Source organism: Paraburkholderia terricola, from assembly GCF_900142195.1.
Taxonomy (GTDB): domain Bacteria; phylum Pseudomonadota; class Gammaproteobacteria; order Burkholderiales; family Burkholderiaceae; genus Paraburkholderia; species Paraburkholderia terricola.
In genome coordinates this window covers 1-15352 of the sequence record NZ_FRAB01000004.1, presented here as the reverse complement: position 1 = coordinate 15352, position 15352 = coordinate 1, and the positions used below count along the sequence as shown (strand labels likewise).

Sequence of the window (15352 nt, the reverse complement as noted above, 5' to 3'; positions counted from 1 at the left end):
GCAGTCACAAGAACTCTGACGACAATGTCCCTACTCGCCCACGTATGTCATTTCGTGGTTTCCACGTCGCCGAAGTCGCTCGCATAGTTAGTCGGATAGCCATAGTTCCGCGTGCTGGGCCGTAGCGGAATGCCATTGAAGACCGCACCGGCGATGCGCCCGTCCGAGCGGTCCATCTTCTTCACCGTGTCGGCAATCTCCTCCTCGCTCTGCATCCCGGAGCGCAGAACGAGCAACGAAGCGCCGGCCTCGCTCGCCATGATCGAGGCGTCCGTCACCGCGAGAAACGGCGGCGTGTCGATAATGACCAGGTCGAATTGATTGCCGAGCCGCTGCAGCACCTCCTTGAAATGCGGCTTCATCAGCAGGGCGGCGGGGTTCTCCGGGCGCGCGCCACAGGCGAGAAAAGACACCCCGTCGATACAGGTGCGCCGCACTGCGTTGCGCAAGGGCATTCGCTCGGCGAGTACTTCGGAGAGACCCTCACGATTGCTTTGCTTGAAGAAGGACGCGAGGTGGCCGCGGCGCATGTCGGCGTCGATCAGAACGACGCGGGCGCCGATCTCGGCGTGCAGGACAGCCAGATTGGCCGCCACGAAGCTCTTGCCCGCCGACGGCGTCGGCCCGATGACCATCACCACATTGTTGGGCGTATGCACGAGCTCACGCGCCATCGCGGTTCGCACGGCGCGCAGCGCCTCGACCGAAGGATCATGCGGAAAGCGCGCCGCGAGAATCCGATTGCTGCCTGTACTGAACGGATCCGCCGCATCGACCCGGTTTCCGGAAAGGAGCGGTTCGAGGCGGGCTCCGCCTCGCTGAAACGGCAAACTGCTGCGTCCGCCCGCCGGCAATGGCTTGCGGGTAGCGCCTGATGAATTCGGATTGAGCAGCGCTTGCTGCTGGCTAAACAGGATCTCGCCGAACACCGGCACGCTCAGGCGACGTTCGACGTACTGCGGATCCGTCACGCCGATCATCACGTGGCGACGCATGAAGACGAGGAGCATGCCCGACACCACGCCAAGCGCGAGGCCGGCGGGCAGTACGACGCCGGGCTTGGGTTTCACAGGCCGGTACGGTACGATCGCCGGGTCGACGATATGCGCGCCACCCGTGGTGCTGGCACGCCGGACCTGCAATTGCTCGGCTTTCTGCACCATGCCCAGATAGATCGTTTCGGCAACCTTCTGCGCGCGAAGCAGATCCACGCTTTCGCGCTCGGACGCGGGCATTCCGCCAAAGCGGTTATCGAATTGCGCCTTTGCGGCCTTCAATTGCTCCAGTTGCGTATCGATGCTCTGCACCCAGCGGCTACCCGGTTGAAAGCGATCCAGGAGTTGGGTCCGCTGCAGTTGCAAGCCCGCAATCTGCTTATCGAGGTCGAGACCGCCTTGCAAGTAGGCTTGGGCTTCGGAACCGGGCTGCATGGATTGTGAACTGGACCGAAAGCTCTTCAGCGCAGCCTCGGTCTTCTTCAGATCAGCCAGTAACCTGGGGAGTTCGCCGTTGATGAATGCGAGCGTCTGCGTGTCGTTCGCCTGACGGCTGGCGATGGCGGTTGCCAGGTATTGCCGTCCCAATGCGTTCGCCACTTCCGCGGACTTCGACGCACTCTTGTCCGAGTACTCGATTTCAAGCAGACCGGAATCCTTCACCTTGTCCGTCACCTTCACAAGGTCGTCGAAGCGCTTCAGGGCGTCGAGCGCGTTCCAGCGAATCACCGTAAACCGGGTTCCGGGCCGCGCGACCAGTTGCTTGATGAGCACCGACACGTCGTTTGCGTTTGCGTTCGCGACCGCACCTACCCTGCCTTCGACGAGCAGATCGCCTGATGGAGCGCGCAATTCGTACGCGCCGCCTTCGAGAGCAACGAGCGTGAGCTTCTCCTCTTCGAGATCGCGCGGAACTTTCAATGCGCCGACCTGAACGCTTTCTCCGCCCCATGCGAACGACTTCAATCCGAGCCACGGCGCTGCGGGCTTGCCCGGCGTGGCAAACCTCGCGGCGATGTCGCCCAGTAGTGGAATGGCTTGTGGCGTGACGCTGACGTCGAACCGGTATCGCTCGATGACAGGCCCCAATACCGAACGGCTGCGCATGACAGCCATTTCGGTCACGGGCGATGGTGCGGGAGGCGGTAGCGTCTCCTGGTTCTGCAAGGCAATGCCGAGCGCGTTTTGCTCGGGCGGGTCGACGCGTACGAGAACATCGGCCGAGTAGATCTTTGGCGCGATGAGTAGATAAAGTCCCGCCAGCATCAGGAATATCGCGGTAGTGGCCGCGATCTCCCAAACGTGATCGCGCATCAGATTCAACATCTCGCGCGCGGTGAGCTGACCGCGTTCCGTGACAGCGGCGTGAGGGAGCGAATTTTGATGGTAGTAATCCACCGGCGTATTCCTCACATGTTTATTTGTCGAACGTAAGTGATGCGGTAATGAACTACCGGAGAGCAACGAGGCACGTTTCGACGGCACCACGCCTGCGGCCACTCCATGGCAATCCAATCAATTCGACACGTAAAATTTCCATGCGACAAACAAATCGGCATTTGTTTCGCAATGCAGATTTGAAAGCGAATTGAAACGGCAATCGACCCGCGCGGGGTTGAAAGAGAACTACGACGTGGCTCGGGCAGACCGGTATCCACATGTGACTCACTACAAGAATTTCTTCCAATGCTGCATCGAAGCATAGTCCGCCATAAGCACTAGCGTCGGCGTCGGCATAAAGTCGGGTGCTATTGGCCCATTCAGTTGAATCGGCCAGATGAATGCAAGGACTCCCCTATCGTTGCGTCGGCAAAAACTTCCTTATTTGCTGCGCTTCCGTGTGATTTTTAGCGTGTTGCGCGGCAACAATTTCTCGAATTCGGACGATTTCGCCAATACATCCGGATAACCGGACAGGCCGCCGCATGAGTAATTCGGTACGTTATGCTCAAGGGGTGGAATGTACATTCCGTGCGGAGAATTTATATGATCGGTATTACAAACTTTCCCACGCCGCGTATTACAAATAGCAACGACGACTCAAAGGCTGAGCGCCATATCGGACTGCTGGTCTTTCAGGAATGCTCTGTTGCGACCACTGGGGCGATTGGGGAAGTTTTCCGCCTTGCCAACGCATTGCAACCGCCGCAAGGTGCGCCGCCGCCGTACCGACTTTCGGTTCTCTCGGACGAGGGCGGCTTTGTCGTGACCTCTTCCAGCATTCCAATCTGGACCCAGCGGCTCGAACGGTACAGCCTGGCCGATTTCCATGCGCTCTTCGTTGCTGGTTGCGACGCCGCGATCACGGCGGAGTCTAACGAGCGGCTGCTATCGTGGATCACGCAGCAGGGATTCATCGCATCGAGCGGTATCCGGCAAGGCGCCAGTGTCGCCATCGTGCGCAAGACACCGCTACAGGCAACCGTACCGGTCTTTCTTTTCGACGACGGCCCCGATGCGCCGCCGACGCATGGCGTCACGCCCACGGAAATGGCGCTGACTCAGATCGAGCGTGATCTCAGCGCCGACACTGCGCAAAAGGTAGCTCGCGCCATGCAGGCGAAGTTTGCCGAACATACACGACCCGAAATGGAAGGCGTCAGCATTGTCACGACAGCCGAAAAAATTCGCGCGTCCGCTCGATGGATGCACGAGAACTACAGCAAGCCGATTTCGGTTGCCCAGGCCGCCGAATCCGCGGCAATGAGCAAGCGCAATTATCAGCGTCGTTTCAAGGACGAATTCGGCACGACGCCGCTCGAGTACCTGTTGCGGGTCCGCTTCGACGTCGTTATCACCTTGCTCAGGACGAGCGATCTGCCCGTGGACAAGATTGCCCGACGCTGCGGCATGGGCGATGGAAATCGTCTCGGACGACTGTTCAAGGAACGATACGGAATGTCCCCGACGCACTTTCGCGCGCGCCAGCCATTTGATCCCGGCGCGCCGAACCTGGAGACTGAAAACGGATGTCGATACAGTACCGAATCGCTGCCGATGGAACTGGCGGTGGTGAAGACCTGCTAGCGGCTTCTCTCGCACGGACCGAAAAAACCTACACTCAGTCTGCTTCAAAATAACGCATAATCGCCGGAATCCACTGGCGGAGATCTGAAAGTGCATCGACAAAGTGAACCGACGATCCGGTCGCTCCTGACGAGCTATCACGGTGATCCGGAAGAGCAACACTCGATAGTCAGACGAATCAAGGAGAGGGCGAAGTTCACATTGCCCGATGTACTTTTTTTGAGTCTGTTACACCGCAAATGCATTGGCCGGTACCCCAAGCTCATTCACCCCGCCACTTTCAATGAGAAGATCCTGCAGCGCAGCCTCAAGCCCGATCCGCGTTTCGTCAACCTGACAGACAAGCTTACGGTACGCAACTATGTGGCGGCCAAGCTCGGCCAGGATCATCTGATTCCCCTGATCGCCGTTCCCGATGTCTTCAATCGTCAGGTCTTCGACGCGCTGCCGAACTCATTCGTGATGAAGGCAAACCACGGCAGCAGCTTTGTCGAGGTGGTCGGAGACAAAACGAAGACGTCGTTCGAGCGGCTGGAACAGATTGCCGCACGTTGGCTGTCCATCGATTTTTATAACGTTTCGCGGGAGCGGCATTACCGAAAGATCAGCCCGCGCATCTTCTTCGAACGGCTGCTACTGGATCAGCGTGGACAGATTCCCGCCGATTTCAAGGTGCACTGCTTCGGTGGTCGCCAAGGGCGACCTATCATGTACATTCTCGTGATTTCCGACCGCTTCGGGCCAAACACGCGAGGGGACGTGTACGACGAGAACTGGAATCATCTCGACGTGGCCATCGGCTACTACAAACGTAGCCCAGCTCCGGCGCCTCGGCCACAACATCTCGACTCGGTGCTGGATGCGGCAGTCCGGCTCTCCGAAGACTTCGATTACGTCCGGGTCGATCTGTACGCACCGGATAACGCGGTGTACTTCGGGGAGTTGACGTTTACCCCCGGCGCGGGCGTCTTGCCTTTCACGCCGGACAACATCGACTACGAATGGGGAGAACTGCTGGGTGAAGGAAGGCTGCGGCCTTCGCTCAACGGCGCCGTGGCGAACTGGTGATGCAGAGCAGCCGTCCGCGCCGGCCATGTTCATGCCGCGCGCGACCCGAGCTCATCCGGCAGTGCCCGTGACCTGTGAGCCAGCCCCGTTGCCGTCGACGTTCATCAACGCACGGACATGCGCCATCGTGCCGGTCGCGAGACCCTCCAGACTATAGCCGCCTTCCAGAATCGAAACGATGCGTCCTTCGCATGTCGCATCGGCTATATGCATTAGCTCGTCGGTGATCCAGCCGAAATCACTGTCTTCGAGATTCAGGCCGGCGAGCGGATCCAGGCGATGCGCGTCGAAGCCCGCGGAAATGATGATGAATTGGGGGTTGAACCGGCGTACGGCGGGCAACATGTCCGACGCAATCCGCGCGCGGAACAGCGTCGAATTACAACCGCCGGGCAACGGAATATTCACGATGTTGTGATTCACGCCCGTCTCGGATGCGGCGCCCGTACCGGGATACAAAGGCGACTGGTGGCTGGAGGCATAAAACAATTCCGGGCGATGGAAAAAAGCCGCTTGCGTGCCGTTACCGTGATGAACATCGAAGTCGACGACCGCGACGCGCTCCAGCTTGTGTACTTCGCAAGCGTAAGCCGCGGCGATCGCAGCCTGATTGAAGATACAAAAACCCATTGCCCTCGCCGGCTCGGCATGATGACCGCATGGACGCGTCGCGCAGAACGCGTTGCGCGCCTCCCTGTTCATTACCGCATCGACGCCGGCACACGCCGCGCCAACGCAGCGCATGACGGCTTCCCAGGAACCTGGCGACATCACCGTGTCGCCGGCATCGAGCGGCACATAACCTCGCTGCGGGGCAATCTGCTCGACCTCGTCGACGAACGCCGGGTCGTGGATCAATTGCACCTGCTCGAGTGTGCCCAGCGGCGCCTCGCGCCATTCCAGCGCCGCGAATTCCGGCGACCGCAATGCGCGCAGCACGGCCTTCAGACGTTCCGGCGACTCCGGATGACCGGAACCTGGGCGATGATCCAGACACGCTGCATGGGAAAAAACAAGGGTAGTCGTCATTTAGATTGATGCCTCACCGGCCCATCTCTTCTCATTGCAAGAAGCAAGCATAGGGCCGTCTGCAGCTTGACGACAATTAGACATTCCGTGGGAGATCATAGCCATTCGCTTATGGATAGCCAGCCTCGCGCGTAATCGGTTCTTCCCCTTTCCCCCGCCCGATCAGACGGCGTTCGCCAACATCGACTGCCGACAGTCCGCCGTGGCGCATCGGCACGCATACTGCGCTCTAATGTCTTCGTCGGGCGGATCGTCGGTTTCCAGCAGGTATTCAATAAACAGTTCCTCGCCCGCCTCGATCGGACGAAGCGTGTGAATGAAAATGCGGCAGGCGTCTTCGACGGTCTCGCAGTTAGGCGCGCACGCGTGGTTCAGCCAGCGGGCGCTGTTGCCGCCGCGGCTACCATCGATCACGCGCCCATCCGACAAGCCAAAAAGAAACGTGTGTCCGGCCACGCCTTCACGTTGGTGCCGGCGCACGGCTTTGCGCCAGCTGATTAACTCGCCTTTGTATTCGAGCACCCGCTCGCCCGCCGAAAGCGGCCGCATGGCGAATACGCCCTTCCCATGAACCGAAGATCGCCGGACGATCACGCGCCGCATAGCCTTCCCCTAAGTGGTGTTTGTGCCAGAGTATATGAGAGGCAATTTTCCGCTTCCAGTGGTTCTTGATGCGCGCGGCACGCACGGGTACAAGCTTCGCGGCAACGCCAGGCAAAAAAACCCGGCTTACGCCGGGCAAAAGTTCGCGCTCTCGCGCGCGAATGACGAAACGCCTTGCTTATTGGCGGAGTATTGGCAGAGCCGACATCTAGCCCGCGGGAGAACGCTCCTTCCGCTGACCGCCATCGCGCCGGCGAACAAGCCAGGACGGCAACATCGATTCCAGCGAATCGCTGCGATCCACGAAGTAGTGTTTCAACGCCATCAATACGTGTCCGCAGACCAGAATGGCGATCGCATACGCGAGAAAGATATGCACCTGTTTGAAGACGGGTGCAAGCGCGGGCGTCTTATCCATCAAGGGCGGCAAGAAGAACAGGCCGGCCACCGGAATCTTGAACCCCGCCGCCGAACTCCAGAGCCATCCCGACAATGGCAGTGCAAGCATGCATAAGTAGAGCAGCAGGTGCCCAACACGCGCTGCGGCGCGCTCCAGCGACGGCACGCCGCATGACGCCGCAGGCGCGCCGTGCATGAGCCGCCACGGAATCCGGGCCGCCAGCAGAAACAGCGTGATCGTCGCAATCGACTTGTGCAGCATGATGCTGTCAGTCTGAATCTTCTGCGGAAGACTCAGCGTGCTGGAGTAGTACCCCGCGATCCATGCGCAGATGATTGCTACCGCCATCGTCCAGTGGAGGATCTTTGCGATGGGCGTGTATTGTCTCCTTTCCATTTCAGCTCCTTTATGGGTTCGTCCAGCCGAATCGCTCAATTCGACGATGCGGGCACTGCCGGCGCTGCCTTCTGAGGGGCGGACTTGCGTTCCGCATTCAAAAGGTTCTCGGGATACTGATCGGGCGCTGCCTGCGGCCCATAGCCGTTGCGCTGAAGGTTCTGCAATTCGGCATTTCTCACCTGACGCGCCTGTTTTCTCTCGGCCTTGCGTTGTGCCTCGCGTTGTGCCTTGAGCGCCTGCCTCTGTGCCTTGCTGTCGGCCTTGCTCGCGGAAGCCGGCATCATGTCCGGCTGCGACGGCATGGGGGCGCTCGCCCCCATGCCCTGTGCTTGCGCGACGAGCGGCATCGCCGATATGAGCAACCCCGCGACCCATTGTCGTGAACATCTATGCACGATGATCTCCTCTTTGAAATCCATGTTGTTGGTTTGGGCAAACTGCGAAATTCCACGCCCGCAACGACTTAAACCTCGACACACGTCACCCGCTGCACACCGAGACCATCGATGCCGGCTTCAAGGACATCGCCGGAGCGCAAGTAGCGCCCATGGTGGGTGCCCAGGCCGGCTGGCGTACCGGTGCAGATCAGGTCGCCCGGCTCGAGCCGCGTGAAGCTGGAAAGATAGGCAATCTGCTCGCCGATACTGAAGATCATGTCGCTGGCTGCGCCCTCCTGCATCGATGATCCGTTCAGGCGAAGCCATAACCCGAGCTGTTGCGCATCGGCGATATGCCATGCCGGCACCATCCACGGTCCGGCGGGAAGCCAGCCCGGCCGCGCCTTCGACTGCAGCCAGTCCGCGCCCAATGCGGGTGCGTCCCGACGAAATATCCGCTCACGCAACGTGATGTCATTGACGACGCAATAGCCGGCGACGCAGGCGAGCGCATCTTCGGCGCGGACATGTACCGCGCTTTTGCCGATCACGACGCCAATTTCCACTTCCCAGTCGAGCGTCGTGAGGTCGCGCGAAACAGGCAGCAAGTCGTTCGGTCCCGCAACGCAGGCGGGGCCTTTCAGGCAGATGTAGGGAGCGCCTTCCCGCCGCCGCGTTTCGATGGAATCCAGCAGCGCGGCGCGGCGTGCGGCGGCGCCGGGACCATCCGGTCCGTCGTCCGCATCGAGAGCGGCTTGCAGTAGTTGGCTGCGGTAATTGCCGATCGTGCAATAGACCTGCCGCGGCGCGACCGGAGCGTGCATGCGAAAGCTCGACAGCGGCGCACCGCGTGTTTCGATTGCATCAGCCGTCGCGGGATCGTCGGAGATCCGCTTTAGCAAAGCCGCGTTGGCATCCCACTCACGCAGGAATGTCTCGATGCAGTGCGCCCCGCGCAAACCCACCCGCGCCCAATAGGCCAGCGCAAGCGCATGCGTTTCGGTCGACAACGCTGGAAACGGCGGGCAATCCGCGAATGAAACGTTGACAAGTACTGGGAGCATGGCGGTAATCGTGTTGGTGATGGCGAGCGTGTGTCTTTCGAACGCGAGTTCATGCGTCGCCGTTGCGCGCGATGACTCCGCCAATGCCGTCCGCAGCCGGCTGCGTTCGTGCCGCTTCGTCCCGGCGCTTGCGCGGCGCGGTTTCGATGAGGAAGAACGCAACCACGGCTCCGGTTGCGAGACTGTAAAGCGCGAAATCGAGCGTGCGTGCAAGGCCGAAATGCTGGGCGATGAAACCTGCGATGACCGGCGCAACGCCGCCGCCAAACGTCTCGCCTACGCCCGACACGAAGCCGATCGTCGACGCAATGAGTCCGACCGGCGCGGCCTCCGTCGCGATCGGGCCACTGAGCAGGCTCAACAGACCCATCGAGAACATCGCGACACCGAAGAGCAGAATGAACAGCATCGTCGGATTGGGACCCGTGCGCGAAAACAGATACAGAAGAACGGCCGCGCAGACGAACCCGATCAAGGCAGCCGGGCGGCGACCAATGAAGTCCGAGAGCCCGGCAAGCGCGAAACACCCGATAAAGCCGCCGAATCCCACTGCGGACGCAACGAATCCCATGCTTCGCATGTCGAGATGCACAACGGAAACCAGGTACATCGGCACCATCGCGCCGATCACGAATATCCCGCTCATGGCGCAAAGAATGGCGACGGTCGCGACGGCGACGTTGCGGCTTGCAAACAATTCAGTCCAGCGCGGCCGATCGACCGGTTGCCGCGACGCATGGACCGTGGGCGCATCGCGGTCACGCACGCAGCGCCAGATCAGCGCTGCCACGATAAAGCCGGGCACGGCCGACAGCGTGAACACCCAATGCCAGTTCGGGACGATTTCAAGCAATTGCGTGGCGGCGATAGGTGCGAAGCCGAGGCCCATCAAAGGAATCATGCTGATCTGTATGCCCTGATTCAGCCCGCGGCGCGCCGGCAGCGACGCCTCGCTATTCGCGGCGATGCTCGCCGGCGTGAATGCGCCCTCGGCGACGCCCATCGCGGCTCGCAACAGCAGCAAACTGATAAAGCCGCTCGCCAAGCCGGAAAGACTCGACAGTACCGAGAAGGCGATCATCGTCGTCACGAGAATCTTCTTGCGGCCGATGCGGTCGGCAAGCGGCCCCATGGCGATCGACCAAAGGCCCCACGCGACGCCGAGTATCCCCACGAGGCTGCCCAGTTGCGAGTAGTTCAGCCCCAGGTCGCGCATGATGTGCGGAAACAGCGGAGCGAGCAGCCAGCGATCGAAGCCGACCAGTCCAAACCCAATGCCGAGAAGCGCAAGTGTCCCGCGTTCATAGCGAACGTCGTGCCTAGGGGCGTTCATTGTGGTGTCTCCTTTGTATTGCGTTTATTGAGTCGCCGGTCCTGTCTGCGCAGGTCGGGAAACTGAAGCTGAATTCGATGCTGCGTGCTGCTAGCGGTTTGCGAACGTCGGCGTGGCGCGCCGGGTGGGCGGCGGCAAGACGCTCCATCGACCGTCGCCGTGCTGGAAGAAAAATATCGTCACGCGGTTCTCCGACTGCGGCGACACGACCTGGACACATCGATTCGGTCCCAGTTTCGCCGGCCTGACGCGGCTCACCTCCAATGACGAAATGGCTGTTCGCCCAAACCACTTTTCGACATGGAACCGCAAGGATTTCTCTTCAAACATGGCTTCCCCTCCTGCCCCCGCATAGCCGGCCAATGGCGAATGGACTTCGGCACGGACCACTGCGGTTACCCGACGCGCCCGCTTCATCTAGTGCGCTAACGTTAGCACAATGATAAAGGGCGTTTTTCCACGCGTCAAATAAATCTGGCTATGCAAATGAGCTCGCGTTAGCATTTGCAACCGCGAACTTCAGAGGCAAACGCGGCGATCAGTGGCGCACGGCTCGGTCCATTGCGAGCTTCACCGTTGTGCTATCGTTACAAAAAAAGCGCCTTGAACGGATAACTCAAATGGTCACCATCAAAGACATCGCCGCGCGTCTACAGGTCTCCCCATCCACGGTAGGACGGGCGCTTGCCGACGACCCACGCATCAGCGCAGCCACCAAACAGAAAGTGACTCAAGTCGCGGATGAAATGGGTTACGTGGCCAATCTCGCTGCACGCATGATGCGAGGCGTCTCGAGCAATCTCGTGGGCCTGGTTCTGCCGGACATCAGGAACGGTTTCTACGCGACCATCGCCCATGCGCTGTCGAAATGCTTGCAGGCAGCCGGCTATCAACTGGCCTTGTCGGAAACGGACGACGACCGGATGGTCGAGTTGCAGAGCGTCCGTGAACTGGCGAGCGCGAATGTCGCGGGCATCATCATCGTGCCGACCGCGAAGCCCCATCGCGAAACGATCCGCTTGATCAAATTGTCCCCGCACGTGCAACTGTTGCGCAGGCATGCGGCGATCGGGGATCAGTGGTTCGGAATTGACGATACAGAGGCGATCTTCGAGGCGACCAGTCACCTCGTGCAGCTCGGCCATCGCCGGATCGGCTATATCGGCGGCACAGACGATCTGCCTACGGGTTCCGCGCGCCTCAAGGGTTATCACAAGGCACTGAGCGGCGTTGCAGCGGGCGAGCCCGCCCTTGTGCAACTGGGCGCGCCGAGCGAGGTCGACTTCGGTGCTAACGCAACCCGCCGGCTCCTGTCGTTGTCCAAGCCGCCGACGGCAATCGTGGCCGGTTCGGTCCAGATGACCCAAGGCATCCTGGAAGAATTGCTGGCTCAGGGCGTGCGAGTTCCGGACGACCTGTCGGTCGTTGGCTTCGGCGACGAACTCGGCTTCCGGTGGTGGGGACCGGGATTGACCACCGTGGGACTTCCCGTACACGATCTCGCCACCGCGTGCGGGCTGTGGTTCGTGCATCACGTCCGGCAGAATTCCGCTACCGCTTCACCCTACACATCGATCTCGCCAGCGACACTCATCGTGCGGGGCAGCACGCGCAAACCGGGCTCGCCGACCAAGACATCGGTACGCGCTTCGCCGCGCGGCGCCACGGCTTGACGGATGCGAACACGGTTGTGCCTAACGATGATCGTCGGCAATCCGCTCGACGAACTCAGGCACAAGCGTAAACAGATCACCCACCAGACCATAATCGGCGACGCTGAAAATCGGCGCTTCCGGGTCCTTGTTGATCGCGACGATCACCTTGCTGTCCTTCATGCCCGCCAGATGCTGGATCGCACCCGAAATCCCGACCGCGATGTACAACTGCGGCGCGACGATCTTGCCGGTCTGCCCGACCTGGTAGTCGTTCGGCACGAAGCCCGCATCGACCGCCGCGCGCGAGGCGCCCAGCGCCGCGTTCAGCCTGTCGGCCAGCGGCTCGAGCACCTTCGTGTAGTTCTCGCCATTGCCCAGACCGCGGCCGCCCGAGACGATGATCTTCGCCGAGGTCAGTTCGGGGCGGTCCAGCTTCGTCAGTTCACGGCTCACGAACTGCGAGATGCCCTGGTCCGCGGCGGCTTCGATCTTTTCCACCGCTGCATTGCCGCCTTCGGCCGCGACCGCATCGAAACCGGTCGTGCGCACGGTGATGACCTTGATTGGGTCCTGCGACTGCACCGTGGCGATCGCGTTGCCCGCGTAGATCGGGCGCTCGAACGTGTCGGCCGAATCCACCGCGGTGATGTCGCTGATCTGCGCGACGTCCAGCTTCGCGGCGATACGCGGCGTGATGTTCTTGCCGTAAGGCGTGGCCGGCGCGAGGATGTGCGTGTAGTCCTTCGCGATGTCGAGCACCGTCGCCTCGACGTTTTCCGCGAGGCCCGCTTCCAGTTGCGGCGCGTCGGCCAGCAATACCTTCGATACACCCGCGATCTTCGCGGCCTCGTCCGCCGCGGCCTGCGCGTTGGAGCCCGCCACCAGCACGTGAATGTCGCCACCGATCTTCTGCGCCGCTGCGATCGTGTTCAGCGTCGCCGGCTTGATCGATGCGTTGTCGTGTTCTGCCAATACGAGATTCGTCATTTGCCCTGTCTCCGCGTTTTACTTAAAGCACCTTGGCTTCGTTCTTCAGCTTCTCGACCAGCGTCTTCACATCCGCCACCTTCACGCCAGCGGAGCGCTTCGGCGGCTCGGCGACTTTCAGCGTCTTCAGGCGCGGCGTGACGTCAACACCGAGGTCCTCGGGCTTGAGCGTTTCCAGCGGCTTCTTCTTCGCCTTCATGATGTTCGGCAGCGTCACGTAGCGCGGCTCGTTCAGGCGCAGATCGGTCGTGACCACGGCGGGCAGCTTGAGCGACAGCGTCTCGGCACCGCCGTCCACTTCGCGCGACACGGTGGCCCTGCCGTCGGCCACGACAACCTTCGACGCAAACGTCGCTTGCGGCAGGTTCGCGAGCGCGGCGAGCATCTGGCCGGTCTGGTTCGAATCATCGTCGATGGCCTGTTTGCCGAGAATGACCAGTTGCGGCTGCTCCCGGTCGACCAGCGCCTTCAGCAGCTTGGCGACCGCCAGCGGCTGCAGTTCCTCGTTCGATTCGATCAGCACGGCGCGGTCCGCGCCGATCGCGAGCGCGGTGCGCAGCGTTTCCTGCGACTGCGTGACGCCGCACGACACCGCGATCACCTCGGTCGCCACGCCCGCTTCCTTCAGACGCACCGCCTCTTCCACCGCGATTTCGTCGAACGGATTCATCGACATTTTCACGTTCGCGATGTCGACGCCCGTGCCGTCCGACTTCACCCGGACTTTCACGTTGTAATCGACCACTCTCTTCACAGCAACAATGATCTTCAAAATGTCTTTCCCTTGGCGTTAAGGATAGGGATAAAAACCCTTCCCACTCTTTCGTCCGAGATAGCCGGCGTCCACCATTTCCTTGAGCAAAGGCGCCGGGCGATACTTCGGATCGTTGAAGTCGCGGTACAACACGTTCATGATCGCGAGCGTCGTATCGAGTCCGATGAGATCCGCCAGCGCCAGCGGTCCAATCGGATGATTCGCGCCTAGCTTCATACCCTCGTCGATCTCTTCGGCGCTCGCGTGCCCCTCGTGCAGTACGAAAATCGCTTCATTGATCATCGGTATCAGAATGCGATTGACCACGAAGCCCGGAGAATTCCTCACAGAAATCGCGGTCTTGCCGATACGCTTTGCGAGGTCGACGGTGGCGTCGAAGGTGGCATCGCTAGTTTGAATCCCGCGAATGACTTCGACGAGCGCCATCAACGGAACGGGATTGAAAAAGTGCATTCCCGTCAAGCGGCTCGGGTCATCGAGCATCGCACCGAGCTTCGTGACGGATACCGACGACGTATTGGTTGCGATGATCGCACTCGGCCGCACGATCGCATCCAGCTTCTTCAAGATCCCCTCTTTGATCTGAATATTTTCCGTCGCTGCTTCGATCACGAAGTCGCGGTCGGCAAGGTCAGTCAACAAAGTACTTCCCTTGATTCGTTCCAGCGCCGCCGCTGCCTCCGCCGGCATTGTTTTGCCCTTCGATACCATCCTGTCAAGATTCGCCGCGATACCTTCGATGCTGCGTTTCAGCGCGTGTTCATCGAGATCCGTGACGATCACGTCGAGGCCCGCTATCGCACAGACCAGCGCAATGCCTCTTCCCATTTGCCCCGCGCCGACGATTCCAATTGTTTGCATGTCGCTCTTCACTCACATGTTCGGATAGTTCGGCCCACCGCCGCCTTCCGGCGTGACCCACACGATGTTCTGCGTCGGGTCCTTGATGTCGCAGGTCTTGCAGTGCACGCAGTTCTGCGCGTTGATCACGAGGCGCTCGCCGCCGTCGTCGGTCTTCACGAATTCATAGACCGCGGCCGGACAGTAGCGCGCTTCGGGACCGGCATAGGTCTGCAGGTTCACGTTCACCGGCACGGTGGGGTCTTTCAGCGTCAGATGCGCCGGCTGGTTCTCTTCGTGATTGGTGTTCGAGATGAACACGGACGAGAGCCGGTCGAACGTCAGCTTGCCGTCCGGTTTCGGATATGTGATCGGCGTGCATTGCGACGCGGGCTTGAGCATCTCGTGATCGGCGTGCTGGTGATGCAGCGTCCACGGCACGTTGCCGCCGAACAGCTTCTGCTCGATGCCGACCATCAGCGTGCCGAGGTACAGGCCCTTGCTCATCCACTGCTTGAAGTTGCGCGCGCGATGCAGTTCGGTGTGCAGCCACGATGTGCGGAACGACTCCGGGTAGGCCGTGAGTTCGTCGTTCCGACGTCCGGCCTGCACCGCATCGAACGCCGCCTCGGCGGCCAGCATGCCGGTCTTGATCGCCGCGTGACTGCCCTTGATGCGCGAGGCGTTCAGGAAGCCCGCATCGTCACCGACGAGCGCGCCGCCGGGGAACACCAGCTTCGGCAGCGACATCAGCCCGCCCGCGGTGATCGCCCGCGCGCCATACGAGACGCGCTTGCCGC

At 60.9% G+C, this 15352-nt stretch carries 14 protein-coding genes; 3 read left to right on the top strand and 11 right to left on the bottom strand.

Features of this window, described 5'->3' with window-relative positions; all coding sequences use genetic code 11:
* Window positions 1–47 precede the first annotated feature (47 nt).
* A complete protein-coding gene (locus tag BUE39_RS04685; RefSeq protein WP_235004804.1) occupies window positions 48–2393 on the bottom strand; it encodes a polysaccharide biosynthesis tyrosine autokinase in 2346 nt (781 codons plus the stop codon).
* 591 nt (window positions 2394–2984) lie between these two features.
* Between BUE39_RS04685 and BUE39_RS04680 the strand changes: the two genes are divergently transcribed.
* Both BUE39_RS04680 and BUE39_RS04675 read left to right on the top strand, forming a co-directional pair.
* A complete protein-coding gene (locus BUE39_RS04680; RefSeq protein WP_374709850.1) occupies window positions 2985–4022 on the top strand; it encodes a GlxA family transcriptional regulator in 1038 nt (345 codons plus the stop codon).
* A 114-nt stretch (window positions 4023–4136) separates the two neighbouring features.
* A complete protein-coding gene (locus BUE39_RS04675; RefSeq protein WP_073427688.1) occupies window positions 4137–5090 on the top strand; it encodes an ATP-grasp fold amidoligase family protein in 954 nt (317 codons plus the stop codon).
* 51 nt (window positions 5091–5141) lie between these two features.
* Here BUE39_RS04675 and BUE39_RS04670 read toward each other — a convergent pair whose 3' ends face one another.
* The 6 genes from BUE39_RS04670 to BUE39_RS04645 form a co-directional block, all read right to left on the bottom strand.
* Complete coding sequence (locus tag BUE39_RS04670) at window positions 5142–6119, bottom strand: histone deacetylase family protein (protein WP_073427495.1); 978 nt, start codon at window positions 6117–6119, stop codon at window positions 5142–5144.
* A 162-nt stretch (window positions 6120–6281) separates the two neighbouring features.
* Window positions 6282–6722 carry an SET domain-containing protein gene (locus BUE39_RS04665; protein ID WP_073427494.1) on the bottom strand — a complete coding sequence of 147 codons (441 nt, stop codon included), beginning with the start codon at window positions 6720–6722 and terminating at the stop codon, window positions 6282–6284.
* 208 nt (window positions 6723–6930) lie between these two features.
* Window positions 6931–7518, bottom strand: a complete 588-nt coding sequence (locus BUE39_RS04660; RefSeq protein WP_073427493.1) for a cytochrome b — start codon at window positions 7516–7518, stop codon at window positions 6931–6933.
* Between the two features lie 35 nt (window positions 7519–7553).
* Entirely contained in the window at window positions 7554–7940 is a 387-nt protein-coding gene (locus BUE39_RS04655) for a hypothetical protein (RefSeq protein WP_235004803.1), read from the bottom strand.
* A 44-nt stretch (window positions 7941–7984) separates the two neighbouring features.
* Window positions 7985–8863 carry a fumarylacetoacetate hydrolase family protein gene (locus tag BUE39_RS04650; RefSeq protein WP_235004811.1) on the bottom strand — a complete coding sequence of 293 codons (879 nt, stop codon included), beginning with the start codon at window positions 8861–8863 and terminating at the stop codon, window positions 7985–7987.
* A gap of 148 nt (window positions 8864–9011) precedes the next feature.
* On the bottom strand, window positions 9012–10295 hold the full coding sequence (locus tag BUE39_RS04645; RefSeq protein ID WP_073427492.1) for an MFS transporter: 1284 nt from the start codon (window positions 10293–10295) through the stop codon (window positions 9012–9014).
* A 620-nt stretch (window positions 10296–10915) separates the two neighbouring features.
* Between BUE39_RS04645 and BUE39_RS04635 the strand changes: the two genes are divergently transcribed.
* Window positions 10916–11968, top strand: a complete 1053-nt coding sequence (locus BUE39_RS04635; protein WP_073427490.1) for a LacI family DNA-binding transcriptional regulator — start codon at window positions 10916–10918, stop codon at window positions 11966–11968.
* Between the two features lie 21 nt (window positions 11969–11989).
* Here BUE39_RS04635 and BUE39_RS04630 read toward each other — a convergent pair whose 3' ends face one another.
* The 4 genes from BUE39_RS04630 to BUE39_RS04615 all read right to left on the bottom strand — a co-directional run.
* Entirely contained in the window at window positions 11990–12937 is a 948-nt protein-coding gene (locus BUE39_RS04630; protein ID WP_073427489.1) for an electron transfer flavoprotein subunit alpha/FixB family protein, read from the bottom strand.
* Between the two features lie 22 nt (window positions 12938–12959).
* The gene (locus BUE39_RS04625) at window positions 12960–13709 is read right to left on the bottom strand and encodes an electron transfer flavoprotein subunit beta/FixA family protein (protein ID WP_073427488.1); all 750 of its coding nucleotides are present in this window, start codon (window positions 13707–13709) and stop codon (window positions 12960–12962) included.
* Between the two features lie 18 nt (window positions 13710–13727).
* Window positions 13728–14573, bottom strand: a complete 846-nt coding sequence (locus tag BUE39_RS04620; protein WP_073427685.1) for a 3-hydroxybutyryl-CoA dehydrogenase — start codon at window positions 14571–14573, stop codon at window positions 13728–13730.
* A 12-nt stretch (window positions 14574–14585) separates the two neighbouring features.
* Window positions 14586–15352, bottom strand: a 767-nt coding sequence (locus tag BUE39_RS04615) for an electron transfer flavoprotein-ubiquinone oxidoreductase (RefSeq protein ID WP_143169495.1), incomplete at its 5' end; no start/stop codon positions are given.

Excerpts from the sequence above, each read along its gene's own strand:
- BUE39_RS04665 (WP_073427494.1), bottom strand. The coding sequence starts at position 6,722 with ATGCGGCGCGTGATCGTCCGGCGATCTTCGGTTCATGGGAAGGGCGTA.
- BUE39_RS04630 (WP_073427489.1), bottom strand. The coding sequence starts at position 12,937 with ATGACGAATCTCGTATTGGCAGAACACGACAACGCATCGATCAAGCCG.
- BUE39_RS04670 (WP_073427495.1), bottom strand. The coding sequence starts at position 6,119 with ATGACGACTACCCTTGTTTTTTCCCATGCAGCGTGTCTGGATCATCGC.
- BUE39_RS04645 (WP_073427492.1), bottom strand. The coding sequence starts at position 10,295 with ATGAACGCCCCTAGGCACGACGTTCGCTATGAACGCGGGACACTTGCG.
- BUE39_RS04660 (WP_073427493.1), bottom strand. The coding sequence starts at position 7,518 with ATGGAAAGGAGACAATACACGCCCATCGCAAAGATCCTCCACTGGACG.
- BUE39_RS04635 (WP_073427490.1), top strand. The coding sequence starts at position 10,916 with ATGGTCACCATCAAAGACATCGCCGCGCGTCTACAGGTCTCCCCATCC.
- BUE39_RS04620 (WP_073427685.1), bottom strand. The coding sequence starts at position 14,573 with ATGCAAACAATTGGAATCGTCGGCGCGGGGCAAATGGGAAGAGGCATT.
- BUE39_RS04655 (WP_235004803.1), bottom strand. The coding sequence starts at position 7,940 with ATGGATTTCAAAGAGGAGATCATCGTGCATAGATGTTCACGACAATGG.